Genomic DNA, 15954 nt, shown 5'->3' with positions numbered 1-15954 from the left:
CCGGACCGCAAGCAATCCGGGGGCGGGATGTCGAGGGCGCAATGTGCCGCCGCTACCCCATGTCCATGATTTCGTGCTTCAGCGTCAGCGGGATCACCAGATCCTCCTCGTCGGCCAGGTGCCGGTCCAGGAAGCCATCCAGGCGCACAAGGATCTGGTGCAGCGGATCGATCACCGTGGGCCAGTCCTTCGGGCCTTCGCCGGCCTGACGCAGCACGTCGTTGGCGGTGCCCGCGAAATCGTTCAGCAGGGCATCCAGCACGGTGTGATCGGTCTCCAGCATGTCGAAGCCGCGGCGAAAGGTCGGGTCCAGCGCATCAAGCCGGGGGAACAGCACGTGGTCCTCGATCTGGTGATGGGTGTGCAGGTGGTTCAGTAGCATGTTCCCCAACTGGCCCACACGGTTGGCATGGGCCATCGGATCCATCCGCTTGTCCAGCGCCTGTTCACAATCGCTCAGCACCGTCTTGCCAAGCTTCTTCAGGCCGCCGTGGATATCCAGCCAATGACCGGCCAGCCCGTCATAGGCGTGATGCGCGGGCCATTCGGGCCGGGGCAGGTCGGGCAGCATCTGCGCCAGTTCGGGGGGCAGGCCATTGCGGGTGTTGATGTCAAAATCACTCATGCCCGGTAACCTGTGCACTTACGCCCCCATCCGCAAGTCACGACTTGGCCCGCGCGCGAAACAGCCGCGACAGGGCGCCCCACTGGCTGAGCGCCACGCCGATCAGGATCAGCACGGTGGCGACCAGCAGCGAAGCGCGCAGCGGCTCGCCCAGGAAGACGACGCCGATCAGCACGGCCCAGACCGGCACCTGGTAGTTCGTGAGGCTCATGAACACCGGCCCCGCCGTGCGGATCACCATCACCCGCAGAAGGTTCGCCGCCGCCGTGGGCACAAGCCCCAGGAAAGCCAGCGCCAGCAGGGTGCGCGTGTCGATCGGGGGCGGCAGGCCTTCCTTCAGCAGCGCCGCAGGGATGACTGCCACGGCACCGATGGCCAGCAGCACGGCTGACAGCCCGATCGGATCCACCGTCGGCAGCCGCCGCATCAGGATCGAACTGACCGCATAGCACGCGGCCGCGCCAAGGCAGGCCAGTTGCCCCGCCAGCTCGATCCGCCCGCCCACGGGGACGAGCGCATCGGGGCCAAGCAACACCACGATCCCGGCAAACCCGATCAGGAACCCCAGCGTCTTGCGCGGCGTGATCCGTTCGTCCGGCACCAGGAAATGCGCCAGCGGCAGCACGATCAGCGCGACACTGGCCATGGCCACGCCGGTAAAGCCCGCGGTCACGTATTGCTGCCCCCACGAGATCAGCATGAACGGCACGGCCGAGCTCATCAGCCCGACGGCGAGGAGGTTGCGCCGTTCGCCGGCGTGAAGCGGTCGTTCGAACAGCTTCCAGCCAAGCGCGCCCCAGGTCCCGACCGTGAGCAGGGTGGCAAAGCCGATCCGGTAGGCGGCCAGCCAGAAGGGCGTGATGCCTTCCAGCGCGATCTCGATCACCGGGAAGGCCCCGCCCCAGGCGAGGCCAAGGAATAGGATCATGATCCAGCTGGCAGATGTTATGGTGGGGGGCATGGTCGTCTTCCCGCTTGATACGCGGCAGGGTTAGCACCGATCTTGCGGGGATGCTGCGCTGTCGCCCGAATAGTGGCTGTGCGCCTGTCATTCGGGAAAATCGGCCCCGGCACAGCGCCGGGGCCGAAGGGCTTAGTTCTTGGCCTTGTCGACCATCTTGCCGGCCGAGATCCAGGGCATCATGGCGCGCAGCTTTTCGCCCACTTCCTCGATCTGGTGGGCGTCGTTCATGCGGCGGGTGCCCTTGAAGAACGGCTGGCCCACGGCGTTTTCGGTCATGAAATCACGCACGAACTTGCCGGTCTGGATGTCCTTCAAGATCGCCTTCATCTCGGCCTTGGTCTGGTCGTAGGGCAGAACCCGCGGGCCCGACACGTATTCGCCGTATTCGGCCGTGTTCGAGATCGAGTAGTTCATGTTCGCGATGCCGCCTTCATAGATCAGGTCGACGATCAGCTTCACTTCGTGCAGGCATTCGAAATAGGCCATCTCGGGCGCATAGCCCGCTTCGACCAGCGTCTCGAAGCCCATCCGGATCAGCTCGACCAGGCCACCGCAAAGAACCGCCTGTTCGCCGAAGAGATCGGTTTCGCATTCCTCGCGGAAGTTGGTTTCGATGATGCCCGAACGCCCGCCGCCGATGGCCGAGCAATAGGACAGGCCGATGTCCAGCGCCTTGCCGGACGCATCGTTGTTCACGGCCACAAGGCAGGGCACGCCGCCGCCCTTGGTGTATTCACCGCGCACGGTATGGCCGGGGCCCTTGGGCGCCATCATGATGACGTCGACGCCGGGCTTGGGCTCGATCAGGCCGAAATGCACGTTCAGGCCGTGGGCGAAGGCAATCGCCGCGCCGTCCTTCAGGTTGTCGTGCACGTATTTCTTGTAGGTCTCGGCCTGCAGTTCGTCGGGCATGGTGAACATGATCAGGTCGCACCATGCAGCCGCTTCGGCGATGCCCATGACCTGCAGGCCTTCGCCTTCGGCCTTGGCCGCGCTGGCCGAGCCTTCGCGGAGCGCGACGACGACATTCTTCGCACCGGAATCACGCAGGTTCAGCGCGTGGGCGTGGCCCTGCGAGCCATAGCCCAGAATGGCGACCTTCATGTCCTTGATCAGGTTCACGTCGCAATCGCGATCATAGTAGACACGCATATCGGTTCTCCAAGTCTTGTTATTCGTGTCCGCACTGGATAGACCGCCAGCCCAAGGAATGGCAGTGCATCGGGCGCAGAAACTTCGCTGATTGTGCGTGGATCATTCCCGTTCTTGCAGAAGACCGGAAAATTCATGCTCGACGACACCGACAGACGCATTCTGCGCCAGTATCAGGCCGAACCGGGCGCCCCGGTCGCGGACCTTGCCGCGCGGGCCGGGGTGACGCCGTCGACTTGGGGCCGTCGTCTGGAACGGATGGAGCGGGCGGGGGTGATCGAAGGGCTTGAAGCGGTGATCGACTGGCGCGCGCTGGGGTACGAGATCACCGTCTCTCTGCGGTTCACGCTGGACAAGACTGTCCCCCGCGCGTTCGAGGATTTTCTGGAAGCGGCCCGTGCCATACCAGAGGTGCTGGAACTGCAGACCTTTGTGGGGCGAGTCGATGTACGCTTGCTGCTGCTGGCCCGCGACATGGGGCATTACCAGCGCCTTTATCGCGAGAAGATCCTGACCTTGCCCCACATCGTCGACATCGACGCGCTGATGCACATCGCGCAGATCAAGAACGAAGACCGGCTGCCGCTGTGATCGAACTTGACGACATAGATCGCCAGATCCTGCGCGCGCTGGCCCGAGATGCCGGGCAAAGTGCAGGCGCGTTGGGGCGGGATCTTGGCCTGTCGCAACCGGCGACATGGCGGCGGATCCGGCGGCTGACAGATGCGGGCGTGATCCGTGGCAAACGCGTGCGGCTGAACGCGGAACGGCTGGGCTTTGGCGTGACGGTGTTTCTAGGCGTGAAGCTGGCCCGCAAGGGGCAGGTGACGCTGGAAGATTTCGAACGCGCGATGAGCGCGATCCCCGAGGTGCAGACCGTCGAACACGTGCTGGGCGTCTACGACTTCCGCCTGCGCGTCGTCGCCCGCGATCTGGCAGATTTCGAACGGGTGCTGCGGCGGCGTATCATGGCGCTGCCCGGCGCGGGAGAGGTCGAGGCCAACGTGCTTCTCAGCGAAGAACGCCGTCCCGGTCCGCTGGGCTAGGCCCGGTCTCAGGCGATGTGCCAGTCCGATTTGGCGGAATCGCACAAAACGCGTGCCTCGTGCCTGCGCAGGCAAGCTCGGGCGGTCTGAATGCGGCGGGCGGCGGCTTGGAAGCCCGGCAACAGCGCCCGGTTTTCGGCCAGCGTGGCCTGCCCCTGAACATCCTCCGGCGCGGCATCGCCGAACAGGCTTTCCGTCAGCACGCCCTCGGCCCAGATGATTTCATGCTGGTCGAACATGATGTGCAGGTACGTCACGATCCCGCCGAAGACCGGCGTGATGTCGACACCGTCGACAAGGTATTTCGCGGGCACCAGCATCTCGGTCTCGCAGAACAGAAGTTCCACCGCCGCGCCGCGGACCAGCAGGCGGTGGTTGGGCGAAATCGTCAGCGCGCGGTCGTTGCCAATGGGGCCGGGGGCAAAGTGGATCGGCGCCCCGTCACCACGCGCCGCAGTGGTGCGCCGCCCGATCCAGCGGATCGGCTGTTGGCCGGAATCCAGTGTCATCACCATTTCGCCGATCTTCAGATCCTCGATCCGTCGATAGCCTTCAGAGGTCAGGATCCGCGTGCCCTTGGCAAAGCAGACGGTTTCGAATGACGTGTAATCGCCTGCCTTGAACAGGTTGTCGCCCTTTTCCAGAGGCGCATCGATCTTGCCGTCATGGTTGAAGTCGAAATCCTGGTTGCGGTTCAGCGTGACGCTGCCGCCCTGGCCGGTGATCTGCCCCAGATCGGTGCCCGGTGCGATCATCAGGTTCGAAAAGGACGGCCCGCCATTTTCTGGCACCAGCACGTTCGCATTGAACCGCAGGTACCCGTCGCCTTCGCCGCTGAGATCGGACTGGATGCTCGCCGTCTGGCCCGGGTTCATGGGGCGGTAATCGTACTTCACGATGCCGCTGCGATAATCGTCCATCGAGCCGTAGACGGTGAGGTCGTACACCCCGCTGGAGCCTGTGACTTCGCCGTCCGAATTCAGCCGCCGGACCGAGATGACGACGATATCGTTATCGCCAAACACCTGTTCCCCGCCCGAGATCGTGATCGTCCCCTGGCCGTCGGTGCCCGCCGACGAATTCGTCGACGCGCTGGCACCGTTCACGACGTCGATACCGAAAAGAATGATGTCACCGTTGGCCATCGCCGTGCCTTGACTTGGGGTCTGTCATGAGAAGTACATATTCGCCAGCGATGAATAGTCCGTTCTGCAGAACGCTCAAGCCCATACGATACTATGGTTGACGGCTATGCAGCGGCGGCGCGCCAGCTCTATGGCCGGTTGTGGTTTAGGCCCCTGAAATGCATCCCTTGGTGGATGAATGCGGCCGGATCAGCCGGTTCGGCGCAGCCCAAGGCCCATCTGCATCAGCATCCGGCGCACGGGCGGCGCAGCGTACAGCCCGGCGATTCCCGCCGCGCGCGCATCGCGCAACACCGATGGTGCGGCCATCGAGGCGTGGTTCAACAGGTTGATCCCCTGCACGCGCGCCCGCACGTCGCCCGTCCGCGCGCGGTTATAAGCGTCGAGCATCTTGCGCCCGCCCAGATCGTCCGGCGCGGCTATGGCCAGATCCAGCAGGCACCCCAGATCGGTCAGCGACATGTTCAGCCCCTGCGCCCCGATGGGCGGGACGACATGGGCGGCTTCGGCCATCAGGGCCAGCCGTTCGCCCGTCAGACGGTCGGCGATCTGTGCGATGATCGGCCAGATCGACCGGTCGGAGGCCAGCGTCAGCGGCCCCAGCACGCCTGCGGACCGTTCGGTCATTTCGGCTTCGAACTCTGGCACGTCCATCGCCATCAGCGCCTGCGCGCGTGGCCCGCGCTCCATCCAGACCACGGCCGAGGACGGGCGTCCATCCAGATCGGGCAGGGGAACAAGCGTGAAGGGGCCGCCTGTGCGGTGAACTTCGGTCGAGATATTGCGATGCGGTTCGGGATGGGTGACGGCGAAGGCCAGCGCCTTCTGCCCGTATCGGTATGTCTTCACGCCGATGCCCGCAGCGGACCGCATGGTGGAGTTCCGCCCATCGGCCGCGATCACAAGCCGCGCCGACACGACATCACCATTGCCCAGCGTGACCTTTGCGCCTGTTTCGCGGGTGAAGAGCCGCTGCGCGCGCTCCCCGGGGCGGAAGGTGACAGAGGGCAGCTCCTGCAGATGGGCCGAGAGTTCGCGGCGCAGAAGCCAGTTGGGCAGGTTCCACCCGAAGGGCTGGTCCGACAGCTCCGTCGCTTCGAAATCGCGAACGATGCGGGGGGTGGGATCGTCGCCACCAGCATCTACGATGCGCATGATGTCCAGCGGGCTGGCATGGGGGGCCAGACGGTCCCATAGGCCGATCCTGTCCAGCAGCGCCCGGGCGGGCTGCAGGAAGGCGGTGGTGCGTCGGTCGGCGCCCGGCGCTTCCGATGCGGTAACCGGCGGGGCGGGATCCACGCAGGTGACCTGGAACCCGGCCTGCCCGAAGGCCGCCGCGGCGGTCAGCCCGGCGATGCCGCCACCGGCAATCAGGATATCGCAGCTATCGGACATGGGCACGCTCCTTTTACACCCGGTATCTAGGGCGCGCGGGGCCGTTCGGCAAAGCGACACGGCGTCTTCTAGCGCAGGAGCGTCAGAAACCCGGCCAGATCGTCCGTATGATGATGGATGTGATCGGCCAGCAGCGGTTCCGGCGCGACATGCACGGTGCGCATGCCCATCGCGTGCGGCGCGGACAGGTTGCGGGGATCGTCTTCGAACATCGCGGCGGTGTCGGGAGAAATCCCGTCGATGGCGAAGATCGCCTCGAACGCCGCGCGTTCAGGCTTGGGGCGGAAGCCCGCGTTCTCGACCCCGTAGACCGCATCGAACAAGTGGGCCAGCCCGCGCGCTTCAAGCACCCGCCCGGCATAGGCGGCGGTGCCGTTGGTATAGACGATGCGCCGACCGGGCAGGGCGGCGATGGCGGCTTCCAGCGCGACGTCGACTTCAAGGCCGTCGAACGAGATATCGTGCACATGGGTCAGGTACGGCCCCGGATCGACACCGTGCACATCCATCAGCCCGGCCAGCGTGGTGCCGTGTTCCAGCCAGTAATGCTTGCGCAAGCGGTCGGCCTCGGCCCGGTCGACGCCGATGGCCTCCATCACGAAATCTGTCATCCGGATCTCGATCTGGTCGAAAAGCCGGGCCGCGGGCGGGTAGAGGGTGTTGTCGAGATCGAACACCCATTGCGTGACATGTGCGAAGGAAGCCTTGACCATTGCGGCAGAGTAAGGCCGCGCGCAGGGGCGTGCAATCGCCAAGGCTTGCCCGGTTCCCGCCGGGCGGGTAGACCTTTGGGGATCCGTCGCGGCCTTCCGCGCCAAGCTGCGAGATACCGTCGAATGTCCTCCTCCCGCGTACCCCGCCCATCGCCGTCCGACGCTTACGGGCTGATCCTTGAAGCGATCGACATGGGCGAATACCGCCCCGGCGACAGGCTGGTGGAAAGCGATCTGGCCGACCGCTTCGGCGTGTCGCGCACCCCGATCCGCGAGGCGCTGCAGCGGCTGGAGACGCAATCCCTGCTGGCACGCGACGGGCGGTCGCTGATCGTGGCGGCGCTGGATCACAACCAGATGTCGGAGCTTTACGTCGTCCGGCGCGAACTGGAGGGGCTGGCCGCCCGGGAGGCCGCCCGCCACGCGACCGAGGAAGAGGTCCGCGTGCTGCACGAGATGGTCGAGGCCGACGATGCGCTGGTGGCCGACCCGCCGGCCCTGGCGCGGGCGAACCGGCGGTTTCACAAGCAGGTGCACCTGGCCTCGCACAATCGCTACCTTGTCCAGCAGCTCGATCTTGTGCATCGGACCATGGCGTTGATGGCGGGCACGTCGCTTGCGTCCCGCGGGCGGGGAGAGATCGCGCAGGGCGAACACCGCGCCGTGGTGGCCGCCATTGCCGACCGGGACGAGGCGCGCGCCGAGGCGGCATTACGTGATCACATCTCGGTCGCGTTCATGACCCGGCTGAAACAGGATGCCGAAACCCGCGACAGCGGGCGCGATCCGGGGATCTAGCCCACATCCATCTGCGCCGCTTCTTTTCCATGGGCCGTCTTGTCCCAGAAATAGGGGCGCAGGATCAGTTCGATCAGCGCCTTGTAGGCGGCGATGGTGCCAAGCGCGAAGTAGAACGGCATCGTCAGGACCCAGATCGCCAGACCGCGGCGGCCCGACAGGCCGGTCGCGATGATGCCCACGATCACGTTTACGGCCTCGGCGGTGATCATGATGGCAATGCCCGCGATCATGGCGGTGCCCGGCAGCGCCTCGGACATGGCGTGGGATTTGTCGAACGCCATCAGCCAGCAGGACCAGAGCGCAGGCGCCAGCAGGAATTGCCCGCAGGTGCCCAGGAAGAACGCCTGCAGGCCAAGGAACCGCCGCGTGCCGATGTCGCGCCAGAGCGTGAGGGGCGACCGCATGTGGACAAGGTAGGTGACCATGAACCCCTTCAGCCAGCGCGACCTCTGCCGGATCCAGGGCCAGGCCCTGCAATTGGCCTCCTCGTAGGTGACGGTCTCCATCATCTCGGTCCGGAAACCGGCGCGGGCGAGGCGGACGCCAAGATCGGCATCTTCGGTCACGTTATGCGCGTCCCAGCCGCCAAGGGTTTCCAGCGCCGTGCGGCGGATGAAGAAGGTGGTGCCGCCAAGGGGCACGATCAGGCCGAACCGGGCGATCCCGGGCAGGACGATCCGGAACCAGCTGGCATATTCGATGGTGAAGCAGCGCGACATCCAGTTGCTGCGCGGGTTGTAGTAATCGAGCGCGCCTTGCAGGCAGACCGTGCCGGGCGGCGCGCGTTGGAAACGGGCCACGACCTGGTCGATCTGGTCGGGGGCGGGGGCGTCCTCGGCATCCCAAACGCCCACGATGTCCCCGCGGCAGAAGCTGAGCGCATAGTTCATTGCCCGCGGCTTGGTGCGCAGCCCGCCATGGCCCGGGACTTCCAGCACCCGCATCCATGGCGGCAGGGTGGTTCCCGCAATGGTGGCGCGGGTCAGCCGGTCGCCTTCCTCCAGCACGAGGATCACGTCGAGCAGCGCCTTGGGATAGCTGAGATTCGACAGTCGCCGGATCAGCGTGTCGGCGATGGCCTGTTCGCGGTAGAGCGGCACGAGAACGGACACCCGGGGCAGGACGGACGACGGGTCGGGCCGGTACCGCTGCTCGGTCGGGCCCCAACGACGGTGGTTCAGCAGGAAGCTGACGAGCCCCGTGAGACGGAGCCCCGAGAACAACAGCAGAGAGAACAGCGCCAGCGCGATGGCCGCGATCAGCGTCGCCACCGGGGCGGCCACGGCCGCCAGCACCACCGCGCCGATCAGGCTGACACGTCGCCAGGACGGGCGGTCCTGCCATGTGCGGCAGCTGTAGTGCGGGGCGACACGGGTGGACGCATGGACGGCCATCTCGTCGCGGAACATGTCTTGCGTCGCGGCCTCGATCTGCGGGGCGGTCGACAGAACCGGCGATATGCGGAACGCCCGGTCGCTGAGCGCAAGGGCCAGAGTTTCGAACCGGTCGGGCCGGGAGATGGCGATCAGCATCACCCCGTCTTCGCGTCGCTGCCACGGGATTGCGCCGTAGCGCTGCCAGAATGTGAAGGGCGCGAGGCTGGCAAGCGAGGGATCGGACGGGACGAGGTTCAGGTCGATCTGCGGCAGGTCGAACTGCCGGGCCAGCGCGCGCTGCACCGCCGCAGGTGTCGCCCAGTTTTCCGAGATCAGGATTTCGCCCAGGGGGACCGCGAGCCGCCGTTGAATCTCCAGCGCGGCGAGAAGTTGGCCCTGCGTGATTTGGCCCGCGTCGATCAGGTGCCGGCCGATGGGCTTGTCGGGGACCAGCCGGTGGATGCGAGGTTCGGGGATGCGGGCCTTGCCGACGGGCGCGGCAAGGTGCAGCTTGCGGGCAGCCCGCCCCGACGGGCCGCCACGATACGTCGGCGTCGCCCGATGCACGCCCTTTTCCAACATGCCGATGCCCTGTCCCTTCTAACCGCAAGGCACAGTGCTGACATTATGGTTAACGCAAGGTTAACTGCCCCCAGCCGCCGGCTGAGGGAATCTTGGCGATTCAAGGCGTTTGGCCGGGTCGTGACGGGGCAGGGCCCCATGGTCGGCCCATGCTCAGGCCGGTGTCTTCTCGCGTGCGTCCATCGCATCGGTGAAACGGCCGAACAGGTAGAAGCTGTCCTGTGGGCCGGGGCTGGCCTCCGGGTGATACTGGACAGAGAAGACCGGCCGGTCGGTCATGCGGATGCCGCAGTTCGACCCGTCGAAAAGCGATTGGTGGGTTTCCACCACGCCCTGCGGCAGCGTCTGGGCATCGACGGCAAAGCCGTGGTTCATCGAGGTGATCTCGACCTTGCCGGTTTCCATGTCCTTCACGGGATGGTTGGCGCCGTGGTGGCCGTGGTTCATCTTGATGGTCCGGGCCCCCAGCGCCAGCGCAAGGATCTGGTGACCCAGGCAGATGCCGAAGACGGGCAGGTCGGTCCGGTCGAGGATGCCCTGGATCGTGGGCACGGCGTATGTGCCGGTCGCCGCCGGATCGCCCGGGCCGTTCGACAGGAACACGCCATCGGGCTCGTGGGCCAGAATCTCGTCCGTGGTGGCGGTGGCGGGCAGCACGGTCACGTCGCAGCCGGAGCTTGCCAGGCAGCGCAGGATGTTGCGCTTGGCGCCGTAGTCGATGGCGACGACCTTGTGCCTGGGCTCTTCCTGCCGAGCATGGCCGTCGGGCCACGCCCACCGCATCTCGTCCCAGCGGTAGCTTTGCCGGCAGGTGACGTCCTTGGCCAGATCGTTTCCTTCAAGGCCGACAAAGCCGCGCGCGGCGGCCATCAGCGCCTCCAGATCGAAGACGCCATCGGGGTTGTGTTCCAGTGCGACATGGGGCGCGCCGTGCAGCCGGATCGCCCGGGTCAGCCGCCGTGTGTCGACGCCGCCGATGGCGATCCGCCCGCGGCGGGCAAGCCACGCGCCCAGCTCCTCGGCCGAGCGGTAGTTCGACGCCAGCGTCGGGTCCCATTTGACGACCATGCCCGCGGCCACCGGATCGGCGGTTTCATCGTCTTCCGGGTTCACGCCGGTATTGCCGATATGCGGGAAGGTGAAGGTCACGACCTGCCCCGCATAGGACGGGTCGGTCATGATCTCCTGGTAGCCGGTCATGGCGGTGTTGAAGCACAGCTCGGCCACCGTCAGGCCCGTGGCGCCGAAACCGTGACCGTAGAAGATCGTGCCATCGGTCAGCGCAAGGCAGGCGGTGGGCTTGGCATTGGCGGCGGGCAGGAGCGGGGCGGGCATGGGCGGAACCTCTGATGGCTGGCGGACGGATCGGCAAATCGACCGAGCCCTAGGGGGAGGCGGGGCGGAGGTCAAGCCACAATCCCGCCAGTGTGCGCTGGAGGGAATCGGAACATGCTGCACCGCAGAGCGTTGTCTTCGAGCCCCACTTGCCTTAAGCGGCGTTGTTGCGCCGGGGGGTGTAAAAAGCTATGGTCCGGTGTTCTGAAACCGACAAGGACGGAAAGCGCCTCAATGAACGTACGCAACCGGGTCTCCGAGGCCCTGAAGCAGGCAATGAAGGACAAGGCCGAACTGCGCCTTTCAACGTTGCGGCTGGTCAATGCGGCTATCAAGGATCGCGACATCGCACTCCGCGGCTCTGGTGAAGAGGACGGGTGCGATGACCGTGAAGTGCTGGGCATCCTTGGCCGGATGGTCAAGCAACGTCAGGAAAGCATGCGCACCTATGAAGAGGGCGGACGGCTGGACCTGGCCGAGCGCGAGGCGCAGGAAATCGAGGTGATCGAGGAATTCCTGCCCCGCAAGCTGGACGACGACGAGACGGAAAAGGCCGTGCAGGCGGCGATTTCCGATGCCGGCGCCTGTTCGATCCGTGACATGGGCAAGGTGATGGCCAAGCTGAAATCGCGCCACATGGGCCAGATCGATTTCGCCCGGGTCGGTCCGATCGTGAAGGATCACCTTTGCACCGGAACCGCCAAGGGCTGAATTCCGGATGCCGCGCCTGGCCGGGTCCGCCCGCGCCCGGTGCCGGCCCACCCGCCCACCCCGCCGGATCCCTGCGGGATCCGCCGACCGGCCCCGGGCAGACCCTTTCCAGACCCGAGAATCAGTTCGGGCGCAGCGTGCGCATAAGATCGTCGTAAAGCGCCTTGCGTTCGTCTTCCGACAGGAACGCCCCGATTTCCACCTCGCGCCCGCCGCCGCGCAGCGTGACGTAGTTGGGGACCGGGCCGCCGGTCGCGTAGATCTCGGCACTGGCCCAGTAGCGGTTGCAATCCCATTCCTGCATGTCGCCCTTGGGGTTGCGGCGTACCAGCCGGGCTTCGGTATCCGTGAGGGTCAGGATCTCGATGATCTGGGCGTTGCGGTTGGACCGCCTGAGCCCCGCCCAGAGGCCCCAGAGCGCCAGCAGCATGAAGGGCAAAAGCCCCCAGAGCAGCACGGTGCCCACGATCGCCAGCAGCGGCACGAACATCATCACCAGCGTCCCGCCCATGAACCACGCGAAGCCCGCAGGCGTCAGCGACTGGTGCGGCCAGAGCTGAAGCTCCTGCACATGGTCCGTCCGGGGGCTGGTCCAGTCATATGGCATGGGTGAAATGTATCATCCGCGGCACCGTCGGCAATGGCCATGACGCCGCGCGGCGCAGTTCGGCTTTACATTTCGCGGCGGCGTTGCTAGTCGAAAGAAACTTTCAAAACCGGGTGTCGATGGACCGATGATTGCGATGCGATGGCACTGCTCTTGCCCGACCGGCCGATGGCGGGGCTGGACCGCTCTCTGATCCCGTTCCCAGACCTGATCCAGGCCCTAGCTTCAGACACTGGCGCCTGACCTGCAAGAAAGTGACATCCCATGACCGATCTGAATTTCGCCACCAAAGGTGGCGTTCAAGTTGCGCGACGTGAACGTGCCGCCGAATACCTGACCACCTCGATCGAGCTCGCAAAGACGCTCGACAGCCATCACGGCGTGCTGCTGAGTTCGAACTACGAATATCCCGGCCGCTACACGCGGTGGGAGTTCGGCTTTGCCCAGCCGCCGGTGATGGTCGAGGCCCGTGGCCGCGACATGAAGATCCGGGCGCTGAACGCACGGGGACAGGCGATCCTGCAGATGATCTCTCCCGCGCTGGACGGCTTGGCCGAGGTCGCGGGCATGGAGATCGCCGCCGACGAGCTCGCCGTGACTATCGCCAAGCCGACCCGGGTGTTCCGGGAGGAGGAACGGTCGCGCGCGCCGTCGGTCTTTTCGGTGCTGCGGGCCATCGTCGATCTGTTCGCCACCGAGGAAGACAGCTACCTGGGCCTTTACGGTGCGTTCGGCTACGATCTGGCCTTCCAGTTCGAACCCATCGACTACGTGCTGGAACGCCCCGCCGACCAGCGCGACATGGTGCTGTTCCTGATCGATTCGATCCTGGTGACGGACCATTATTCGGCGCAGTCCTACTGGCTGGATTACGACTATTCCAAGGATGGCGTGACGACCGAGGGCAAGCAGGGCGGCAGCGTGGCCGAACCCTTCCGCCCCGGCCCGCAGGACGTGCCGCGGGGCGATCATGCGCCGGGCGAATATGCCGAGCTGGTGAAGAAGGCCAAGGAAAGCTTCGTGAAGGGCGACTTGTTCGAGGTCGTCCCCGGCCAGGTCTTCTATGAACCCTGCAAGGACGCGCCATCGGCCATTTTCGAGCGGCTGAAGAAGATCAACCCGGCGCCCTTTGGCTTCGTCATGAACCTTGGTGCGCAGGAATACCTTGTGGGCGCGAGCCCGGAGATGTTCGTCCGCGTGACGGGCCGACGGGTGGAAACCTGCCCGATTTCCGGCACCATCAAGCGTGGCGCCGATGCCATCGAGGACAGCGAGCAGATCCTGAAGCTGCTGCAATCCAAGAAGGACGAAAGCGAGCTGACCATGTGCTCGGACGTCGACCGCAACGACAAGAGCCGGGTCTGCGATCCGGGGTCTGTCCGCGTGATCGGGCGGCGGCAGATCGAGATGTATTCCCGGCTGATCCACACGGTCGATCACATCGAAGGCCGCCTGCGGAAGGGGATGGACGCGTTCGATGCGTTCCTGTCCCACACCTGGGCCGTGACGGTGACGGGTGCGCCGAAGCTCTGGGCGATGCGGTTCATCGAACGGCACGAGAAATCGACGCGGTTCTGGTATGGCGGCGCGGTGGGGGCGGTCCTGTTCAATGGCGACATGAACACCGGGCTGACGCTGCGCACGGTGCGGATCAAGAACGGCGTCGCCGAAGTGCGTGCCGGGGCCACGCTGCTGAACGACAGCGACCCGGACGAGGAAGAGGCCGAGACCGAACTGAAGGCCTCCGCCATGCGCGCCGCGGTGCGGGGCGTGGACCGGCCCAATGACAGCGGCGGCGACGGCTGGCGCGGGCCGTCGGCCACGGGCCGCAAGGTGCTGCTGGTCGATCACGAAGACAGCTTCGTCCATACGCTGGCCAACTACGTGCGCCAGACCGGGGCCGAGGTGGTGACCGTGCGGTCTCCCGTCCCGGCGGAGGTGTTCGAGGAGGTCAAACCCGATCTGGTGATGCTGAGCCCCGGTCCCGGCAATCCGCGGGATTTCGACTGCTCCGGCACGATCCGGCAGGCGCTTTCGCGCAATCTGCCGATCTTCGGTGTCTGCCTTGGGCTTCAGGCGATTGCCGAGTTCTACGGTGCCGAACTGATGCAACTGGACGATCCGATGCATGGCAAGCCGTCGCGGGTGACGGTAAAGTCTCCGGGCCGGATCTTTGCGGATCTGCCGCAGACAGTGGCCATCGGACGGTATCATTCGCTGCATGTCGATGCCGCTACGCTTCCGCCCGAACTGGAGGTGACGGCCCTGACATCCGATGGCGTGATCATGGGGCTGGAGCACCGGACCCTGCCCATCGCGGCGGTGCAGTTCCACCCGGAAAGCATCATGTCGCTGGGGCAGGATGTGGGCATCCGGATGATCGAAAACGCCGTCAGGTTGCTGACCGAGGCCCCTGTAGCCGCAAAGGCCGTCTGAGCAGGTTTGCCAGGGCGCCTTGAAGCGCCTTGGCGCCACCTCTGCGGTTGGTCATCATGGGGACGGTGAGCAGCGTGGAGAGTAGCGGAATGGATCAGGTGTCACTTGGATCGACGGGGCTGACCGTCGGCGCGGCCGGGCTGGGATGCGGCGGCAACAGTCGGTTGGGGATCGGTTACGGCAAGTCGGAGGACGAGGCGGCCGGGCTGGTCGAAGCGGCCTTCGATCAGGGCGTGACGTTCTTCGACACCGCGCGCGTCTACGGGACCGAAGGGGCCGTTGGCACCGCGGCCCAAAGCATCGGCCGCGACAGGATGGTGATCGCCACCAAGGGTATGATCTACTGGAAGGAAGCCGACATCGACGAGGCGGCCTTCCTGCAGAACTTCGAAACCTCCCTGCGCGAGTTGAAGACCGACTATGTCGATCTTTTCAGCCTGCACGGCATCCGGCCCGCCTATTACCAGCGCGCGCGGGATATCTACCTGCCGATCCTTTTGCGCGAGAAGGAAAAGGGCCGGATTCGCCATATCGGCATCACTGAAAGCGGGCCGGCCGATCCGGGGCAGGAGATGCTGTCGACCGCACTGGCAGAGGACGACTGCCCGTGGGAAGCCGTCATGCTGGCCTTCCACATGCTGAACCAGGGCGCGCGGCAGAAGGTTTTCCCAAAGACCATAGAAAAGGGCGTGGGCACGCAGCTGATGTTCGTCGTCCGCAATATCTTCAGCCAGCCGAACCTGCTGGACGAGACTGTCGGCGCGCTGATGCACGAAGGGAATCTGGACCCGGCGCGCATCGACGCGAAAGCCCCGCTGGGGTTCCTGCTGGCCGATGGCCATGCCGCCAGCCTGACCGAGGCCGCCTACCGATATGCGCGGCACGAACCCGGGGCAGACATCGTGCTGTTCGGCACGGGCAACGTGGCGCATCTGGGGGCCAACATCGCGGCGATCAACATGCCGCCGCTGCCCGCGGATGACGTGGCGCTTCTGAAAACGCTCTTCGGACATCTGTCCGGCGTCGGGCTGGATTTGCCGCATACGTACAGTAAGGTGCCGTAAGG

Annotated in this window: 15 protein-coding genes; 6 read left to right on the top strand and 9 right to left on the bottom strand. The window is 65.5% G+C overall.

Features of this window, described 5'->3' with window-relative positions:
- Nucleotides 1-52: 52 nt before the first annotated feature.
- The 3 genes from D4754_RS06680 to ilvC form a co-directional block, all read right to left on the bottom strand.
- Nucleotides 53-625 (bottom strand): hemerythrin domain-containing protein, encoded by a 573-nt coding sequence (locus tag D4754_RS06680; protein ID WP_121062119.1) that lies wholly within the window; start codon nucleotides 623-625, stop codon nucleotides 53-55.
- A 37-nt stretch (nucleotides 626-662) separates the two neighbouring features.
- The gene (locus D4754_RS06675) at nucleotides 663-1586 is read right to left on the bottom strand and encodes a DMT family transporter (protein ID WP_240453773.1); all 924 of its coding nucleotides are present in this window, start codon (nucleotides 1584-1586) and stop codon (nucleotides 663-665) included.
- A gap of 132 nt (nucleotides 1587-1718) precedes the next feature.
- Nucleotides 1719-2741, bottom strand: coding sequence for a ketol-acid reductoisomerase (gene ilvC / locus D4754_RS06670; RefSeq protein ID WP_121062118.1), 1023 nt, complete (start codon nucleotides 2739-2741; stop codon nucleotides 1719-1721).
- A 135-nt stretch (nucleotides 2742-2876) separates the two neighbouring features.
- Between ilvC and D4754_RS06665 the strand changes: the two genes are divergently transcribed.
- Both D4754_RS06665 and D4754_RS06660 read left to right on the top strand, forming a co-directional pair.
- Nucleotides 2877-3332: an Lrp/AsnC family transcriptional regulator gene (locus tag D4754_RS06665; RefSeq protein WP_121062117.1), complete on the top strand. Its 456-nt coding sequence runs from the start codon at nucleotides 2877-2879 to the stop codon at nucleotides 3330-3332.
- Complete coding sequence (locus D4754_RS06660; RefSeq protein ID WP_121062116.1) at nucleotides 3329-3787, top strand: Lrp/AsnC family transcriptional regulator; 459 nt, start codon at nucleotides 3329-3331, stop codon at nucleotides 3785-3787. The genes D4754_RS06665 and D4754_RS06660 overlap by 4 nt, the downstream gene beginning before the upstream one ends.
- A gap of 8 nt (nucleotides 3788-3795) precedes the next feature.
- Here the strand turns inward: D4754_RS06660 and D4754_RS06655 are convergent, their stop codons facing one another.
- The 3 genes from D4754_RS06655 to D4754_RS06645 form a co-directional block, all read right to left on the bottom strand.
- On the bottom strand, nucleotides 3796-4932 hold the full coding sequence (locus tag D4754_RS06655; RefSeq protein WP_121062115.1) for a Hint domain-containing protein: 1137 nt from the start codon (nucleotides 4930-4932) through the stop codon (nucleotides 3796-3798).
- A gap of 189 nt (nucleotides 4933-5121) precedes the next feature.
- Entirely contained in the window at nucleotides 5122-6327 is a 1206-nt protein-coding gene (locus D4754_RS06650) for a UbiH/UbiF family hydroxylase (RefSeq protein ID WP_121062114.1), read from the bottom strand.
- A gap of 68 nt (nucleotides 6328-6395) precedes the next feature.
- Nucleotides 6396-7040 (bottom strand): pyrimidine 5'-nucleotidase, encoded by a 645-nt coding sequence (locus D4754_RS06645; protein WP_121062113.1) that lies wholly within the window; start codon nucleotides 7038-7040, stop codon nucleotides 6396-6398.
- Nucleotides 7041-7163: 123 nt separating this feature from the next.
- On the opposite strand from D4754_RS06645, the gene D4754_RS06640 reads away from it, so the two are divergent.
- Nucleotides 7164-7838 carry a GntR family transcriptional regulator gene (locus tag D4754_RS06640; RefSeq protein ID WP_121062112.1) on the top strand — a complete coding sequence of 225 codons (675 nt, stop codon included), beginning with the start codon at nucleotides 7164-7166 and terminating at the stop codon, nucleotides 7836-7838.
- Here the strand turns inward: D4754_RS06640 and D4754_RS06635 are convergent.
- Together D4754_RS06635 and carA are read right to left on the bottom strand one after the other, a co-directional pair.
- Nucleotides 7835-9799, bottom strand: coding sequence for a glycosyltransferase (locus D4754_RS06635; protein ID WP_121062111.1), 1965 nt, complete (start codon nucleotides 9797-9799; stop codon nucleotides 7835-7837). The genes D4754_RS06640 and D4754_RS06635 overlap by 4 nt on opposite strands.
- 153 nt (nucleotides 9800-9952) lie before the next feature.
- Nucleotides 9953-11134, bottom strand: coding sequence for a glutamine-hydrolyzing carbamoyl-phosphate synthase small subunit (gene carA, locus D4754_RS06630; RefSeq protein WP_121062110.1), 1182 nt, complete (start codon nucleotides 11132-11134; stop codon nucleotides 9953-9955).
- A 234-nt stretch (nucleotides 11135-11368) separates the two neighbouring features.
- On the opposite strand from carA, the gene D4754_RS06625 reads away from it, so the two are divergent.
- Nucleotides 11369-11845: a GatB/YqeY domain-containing protein gene (locus D4754_RS06625; RefSeq protein WP_121062109.1), complete on the top strand. Its 477-nt coding sequence runs from the start codon at nucleotides 11369-11371 to the stop codon at nucleotides 11843-11845.
- Nucleotides 11846-11966: 121 nt separating this feature from the next.
- Here D4754_RS06625 and D4754_RS06620 read toward each other — a convergent pair whose 3' ends face one another.
- Nucleotides 11967-12452: a DUF2244 domain-containing protein gene (locus D4754_RS06620; RefSeq protein ID WP_121062108.1), complete on the bottom strand. Its 486-nt coding sequence runs from the start codon at nucleotides 12450-12452 to the stop codon at nucleotides 11967-11969.
- Between the two features lie 264 nt (nucleotides 12453-12716).
- Here D4754_RS06620 and D4754_RS06615 point away from each other — a divergent pair, with 264 nt between their 5' ends.
- Both D4754_RS06615 and D4754_RS06610 read left to right on the top strand, forming a co-directional pair.
- Entirely contained in the window at nucleotides 12717-14888 is a 2172-nt protein-coding gene (locus D4754_RS06615; RefSeq protein WP_121062107.1) for an anthranilate synthase component I, read from the top strand.
- 89 nt (nucleotides 14889-14977) lie between these two features.
- Nucleotides 14978-15952, top strand: a complete 975-nt coding sequence (locus D4754_RS06610) for an aldo/keto reductase (RefSeq protein ID WP_163025804.1) — start codon at nucleotides 14978-14980, stop codon at nucleotides 15950-15952.
- Nucleotides 15953-15954: the final 2 nt, after the last annotated feature.

The organism is Chachezhania antarctica, from assembly GCF_003646465.1.
In the GTDB taxonomy this organism is placed as follows: Bacteria; Pseudomonadota; Alphaproteobacteria; order Rhodobacterales; family Rhodobacteraceae; genus Chachezhania; species Chachezhania antarctica.
Note: the sequence above shows the minus strand (reverse complement) of the source record. Positions and strands in the feature narration are given on the sequence as shown.